Source organism: Bacillus sp. AP50 (genome assembly GCF_040492675.1).
Taxonomy (GTDB): domain Bacteria; phylum Bacillota; class Bacilli; order Bacillales; family Bacillaceae_G; genus Bacillus_A; species Bacillus_A cereus.
The window spans coordinates 1-2,758 of the sequence record NZ_JBEUTW010000568.1 but is presented as its reverse complement, the minus strand read 5'-3'; the positions used below and the strand labels follow the sequence as shown (position 1 = coordinate 2,758).

Genomic DNA, 2,758 nt, shown 5'->3' with positions numbered 1-2,758 from the left:
CTGATAAATTCAAAGTGAAATTTGAGTTCGTTGATAATGGAAAAGATCAAAATCAATTCCAAGGCGATAAGTTACAATTAAATTGGACGTTTGATGCACAACAAACAGCAGGTGAAGAAAGATAATAAGAAAAAGGGCTATCACATGGATAGCCCTTTTTCTATTTTTCTAGTATTTGTCTATCAATTTTAATAGTTCTTTACTATAATATAGATAATGTTCTGTATAAAGAACGTAATGTTCGATGGGAGAGATTAAGATGCTGAAAAGACCGCGTAATTTTAAAAAGATGCTTATATTGCCGTGTATGTGTTCTATTACGTTTTATTTAGGATCTCAAATTATGACGCATACAGAAGCGGCGTTCATTCATGAAACGAAAGTAGAAGCGACGCTTTCTACAGCAATTATATTTCCGAAAACAGTTAATACGTTAAAAGAGCAATCTGAGAAACATAAACAGTTTATTGAGCGTGAGTATGGAACGATGAAGGGAAAATCGAAAGCAACTTCTATTGAAGAAATAAAACAGGCGATTTCTGTATGGCAACAAGGGCGTGAGAAAATTGTTGCTGAGAAGGAAGCCCTGCAAAATGTATATACTGAAATAGAAGCTCCTTACAATCAAATACAAGAAGAATTAAAGGTAAATAAAGATGAGTCGATGCAGCAAGTGTCCATATATGTAAATGAAGGCTTCCGCAGTATCAAAGAGAAGCGTGACTATATTGAGAAAGAAATTAGCTTGAAAGCTATTGATGAGCAAATTCAGGCTCTTCAGCAACAATTAAACGTTGCAATTGAAGCGGAAGGACAAAAGAAAGCAGAAGAACAAGAACAGAAGAAAGTAGAAGAGCAAAAGAAAGCGGAAGAACAGAAAAAGCTAGAAGAACAGAAGAAAGCGGAAGAACAGAAAAAGCTAGAAGAGCAAAAGAAAGTGGAGTAACTGCTTTAGTGAAACAGCCGGAAAACAAGAATGTGGTGTAAGAGAGAGTGAACGAATAAGCAAGACTAGTAATATTTATACGAGTGTGAGGGAACGTTAGCCCTCACCTCTTTGTTTTTCTTTTTTCTTATAGTATTAAATGATTTGAGTGTGAAAAAAGTTATAAATTATCATTGTTTTTTTCTGAAAAGTCTAAATGATATTGAGAAATAAAAATAACTGAAAATATTAATAAATATGTGTTGTGTTTATATAGGGTTGTTCGTTATAATGAACATAAGGTTTTTAAAAAAGAACGCATATTAGCTAAGCTAATATAGTTTTCTTTACATCTCTTATTGAAAAATAAGTGATAAAAATATAAAAAAAAGCTAGGGGGAATTGATTGTGAGTCTGAAAAAGAAATTAGGTATGGGAGTTGCATCAGCAGCATTGGGGTTAGCTTTAATTGGTGGAGGAACATTTGCATTCTTTAGCGATAAAGAAGTATCAAACAATACATTTGCAGCTGGGACGTTAGACCTTACATTAAACCCTAAGACGCTTGTAGATATTAAAGATTTAAAACCAGGGGATTCTGTTAAGAAAGAGTTCCTATTACAAAACAGCGGTTCGTTAACTATTAAAGACGTTAAATTAGCAACAAAGTATACTGTTAAAGATGCAAAAGGTGATAATGCTGGTGAAGACTTTGGTAAGCACGTTAAAGTAAAATTCCTTTGGAACTGGGATAAACAAAGTGAGCCTGTATACGAAACAACTTTAGCAGACTTACAAAAAGTTGATCCAGATCTTTTAGCTAAAGATATCTTTGCTCCTGAGTGGGGAGAAAAGGGTGGATTAGCAGCTGGTACAGAGGATTATCTATGGGTACAATTTGAATTTGTAGATGATGGAAAAGACCAAAATATCTTCCAAGGTGATACATTGAATTTAGAATGGACATTCAATGCTAACCAAGAAGCTGGGGAAGAAAAATAATAAAAAAAGCGGGTATTCCCGCTTTTTTTTATAAAGAAAAAGAAGTGCTGGTTGTAAGCACTTCTTTCTATTATTATTTTTGATTTTGCTTCCACTTTGTAAATTCAAGAAATTCACGAAATTGTTCTTTGGAGACACCAGAGTTCATTGCATCTTTAACGAGTTGTGTCCATTCGGAGTCTAGGTTAGTTTCCTTTGTTGTTTCATCATGAAGTAAAGTATCAACTGGAATTTGTAGAACTGCTGCGATCTTTTCAAGAAACTGAATGGAAGGGTTTTTTTGTAAATTTCGTTCTATAGAACTAATGTAAGATTTAGCAACGCCAGCTTTTTCGGCAAGTTCAGTTAATGAAATCCCTTTTTGTAAACGAAGGCGTTTTATACGTTCTCCAATCATATTTGCGCACCTTTCTATCAATATGTAGTTGTCTTATGATGTCATTATTATAACATAAACTTCGTTAAAAAGAACAAACCTATTGAGCCTGACTGGATGGCTTCATACGTTGGAAAAATTGCTCGATGTCTTGCATGGCGATACCAGCATCTAGAGCTTCAAGTATTAAATCAATCCATTCTTGATCCAGTGCGTCTGTCTTATCTTTGTACAAATGTAATTCCTCCCTAATTATCGGTCATAATTGCTGCTACAGAATACATGATAATGAAATCCGATTTTGTGTTTTATATAGTGAATTATCAAATATTGTGTAGATGAAACAAAGATAAAATCCCCATTAAACTCCCTCTATGGAAATTATAAATTGTTCGATAAAAACTTTCAATATTTTCAGAAAACATTGTTGAATTGTGATATATTCGTATGCTAAC

Annotated in this window: 4 protein-coding genes and 1 pseudogene; 3 read left to right on the top strand and 2 right to left on the bottom strand. The window is 33.5% G+C overall.

All coding sequences use genetic code 11. From position 1 onward, the window contains the following. From ABWK52_RS26690 to calY, 3 genes and pseudogenes are all read left to right on the top strand, one after another. Positions 1 to 125, top strand: a 125-nt coding sequence (locus tag ABWK52_RS26690) for a TasA family protein (RefSeq protein WP_353772256.1), incomplete at its 5' end; no start/stop codon positions are given. 119 nt (positions 126 to 244) lie between these two features. Further along, positions 245 to 943 (top strand): annotated as a pseudogene (locus ABWK52_RS26685) (DUF4047 domain-containing protein); the annotation flags it as partial. Positions 944 to 1,333: 390 nt separating this feature from the next. Then, on the top strand, positions 1,334 to 1,927 hold the full coding sequence (gene calY / locus ABWK52_RS26680) for a biofilm matrix protein CalY (RefSeq protein ID WP_000053713.1): 594 nt from the start codon (positions 1,334 to 1,336) through the stop codon (positions 1,925 to 1,927). A 73-nt stretch (positions 1,928 to 2,000) separates the two neighbouring features. On the opposite strand, the gene ABWK52_RS26675 is transcribed toward calY, so the two are convergent. Beyond that, entirely contained in the window at positions 2,001 to 2,324 is a 324-nt protein-coding gene (locus tag ABWK52_RS26675) for a helix-turn-helix domain-containing protein (RefSeq protein WP_000578885.1), read from the bottom strand. Positions 2,325 to 2,403: 79 nt separating this feature from the next. Next, on the bottom strand, positions 2,404 to 2,538 hold the full coding sequence (locus ABWK52_RS26670) for an anti-repressor SinI family protein (RefSeq protein ID WP_000276219.1): 135 nt from the start codon (positions 2,536 to 2,538) through the stop codon (positions 2,404 to 2,406). Positions 2,539 to 2,758: the final 220 nt, after the last annotated feature.